Source organism: Geodermatophilus sp. DF01-2, from assembly GCF_004571065.1.
Taxonomy (GTDB): domain Bacteria; phylum Actinomycetota; class Actinomycetes; order Mycobacteriales; family Geodermatophilaceae; genus Geodermatophilus.
Genome location: NZ_SPQN01000178.1, coordinates 1 through 1,609 on the forward strand (window position 1 = coordinate 1; position 1,609 = coordinate 1,609).

General features: G+C 75.8%; 3 protein-coding genes. 2 read left to right on the plus strand and 1 reads right to left on the minus strand.

Annotated features, from left to right (window positions below):
* Nucleotides 1-407 precede the first annotated feature (407 nt).
* Together E4P41_RS21670 and E4P41_RS21675 are read left to right on the plus strand one after the other, a co-directional pair.
* A complete protein-coding gene (locus tag E4P41_RS21670; RefSeq protein WP_245177562.1) occupies nucleotides 408-854 on the plus strand; it encodes a DUF3040 domain-containing protein in 447 nt (148 codons plus the stop codon).
* An 84-nt stretch (nucleotides 855-938) separates the two neighbouring features.
* Nucleotides 939-1,310 (plus strand): DUF2750 domain-containing protein, encoded by a 372-nt coding sequence (locus E4P41_RS21675; protein WP_135143250.1) that lies wholly within the window; start codon nucleotides 939-941, stop codon nucleotides 1,308-1,310.
* A gap of 30 nt (nucleotides 1,311-1,340) precedes the next feature.
* Here E4P41_RS21675 and E4P41_RS21680 read toward each other — a convergent pair whose 3' ends face one another.
* The gene (locus tag E4P41_RS21680) at nucleotides 1,341-1,541 is read right to left on the minus strand and encodes a hypothetical protein (RefSeq protein WP_135143251.1); all 201 of its coding nucleotides are present in this window, start codon (nucleotides 1,539-1,541) and stop codon (nucleotides 1,341-1,343) included.
* Nucleotides 1,542-1,609 lie beyond the last annotated feature (68 nt).

Genomic DNA, 1,609 nt, shown 5'->3' on the forward strand with positions numbered 1-1,609 from the left:
CGACCGGGCCGCCCGCCGGTTCGGCGCCGGCGCGGTCCGTCCGGCGACCCTGCTGCACCGCGATGGCCAGCGCGCCCGGTGAGCACCGCGCCGGTGAGCCCGGCGCCCGGTGAGCCCGGCGCCCGGTGAGCACGGCGCCCGATGAGCACGGGTGCCGGACCTCTGACGAGGCGGCATCCCCATGGCGAGGCGGCGCCCTCGGAGGCCTCACCGCCCCGGGAGATCGCTCGGCGAGGCCGCACCCGGCCGGGTGGCGGGAACTCCGGCCGTGCCCGGTTCGTCCTCCCTCCGAGGCCGCGCGCCACTCCCCGGGGGGTGATCACGGCGGGTCGGTTGCGGCTCGCCTTTCGCACCCCGCGGAGGGCTCGTATCCTCGGTGTCACCGACGGCGCACATGCCGTCGGGTCTTGGCTTTGGCTTTGGCCCACGTGGAGGTCGACGTGCCGCTCTCCGAGCACGAACAGCGACTGCTGGAGCAGATCGAGCGCGCCCTCGTCGATGACGATCCCAAGTTCGCCTCGTCGGTCCGTTCCGGTGACCGCCGGAGCAAGGCACGCCGCAAGCTGCAGCTCGGTGCCCTGCTGGTCCTGGTCGGGATGGCCGTCCTCGTCGGCGGCGCCGTGATCCCGTCGGTGCCTCTCGGTGTCCTCGGCTTCCTGGTGGCGTTCGGTGGGCTCGCCCTCGCCGTCCTGAACTATCGGTCGGCCACCGGCGTGGTCGAGGTCGGTTCGAGCGGTCCGGCCGGCAGCACGTCCGGCCGCGGCGGGCGAGGCGGTCGTGGCAGCGGCAAGGTCCGCCGGCAGCCGCTGAAGACCCGCCTCGAGGAGCGCTTCCGCCGCCGCTACGACCAGTAGTCCCCGGCTCCGCGGAACAGCCGCCGTCCCGGCCGGACGGCGGCTGTCGCCGTCTCCGGAGTCCGTTCCGCCGCAGGAGGCACCGTGACCCGGCAGGACCCGTCCCGCCTGGACCCGATCGACGGCGTCTGGGACGACCTCGCCGCCGGCGGCGGGTTGTGGGCCTGGGGGGACGACGATGGCGTCGTCCCGTGGACCGACCGCGAGGGGCGCGAGGTCGTCCCGCTGTGGACCGGTCCGGAGCAGGCCGAGGCGGAGGTGCGGGCCGACGCCGAGCCGGGCGAGGCGCCGGTGTTCCTCGACGTCGACGCGCTCCTCGAGGCGATCCCGGAGTGGATGGCGGCCGGTGTCGGAGAGGCGGGCCTGCAGTCCGAGGGCGGGCGCCTCCTGCTCACCCTGCCCCTGGCGGAGCTGACCGAGCGGCTGCTGCGGCTCCAGGTGGACCGGCCGGCCTGACGCGGCCGCCCGGCGCCCTGCCTCGCCGCCTCAGCCCCGCACCGCCGTGTCCTGACCCCACGGCGGCCGCGACAGCCGGAACACGCCGTCCCGCAGGTCGGCGAGCAACGACGGCGGCAGGAGCAGCGCGCGCAGCCGGGTCGCCGGGGGCGCCGCGGCCAGCAGCCCGCGGCGTGCGGTGCGGAAAGCCGGCCGGCAAGCGGGTCGAGTAGGTGTTGCCGTGCCCCCCACTGGTCATGAGGTCGCTGTAGACCTGTGCGATGCCGGGGTCGTTGGCCTCCTCGGTGAGCAGGAACGGC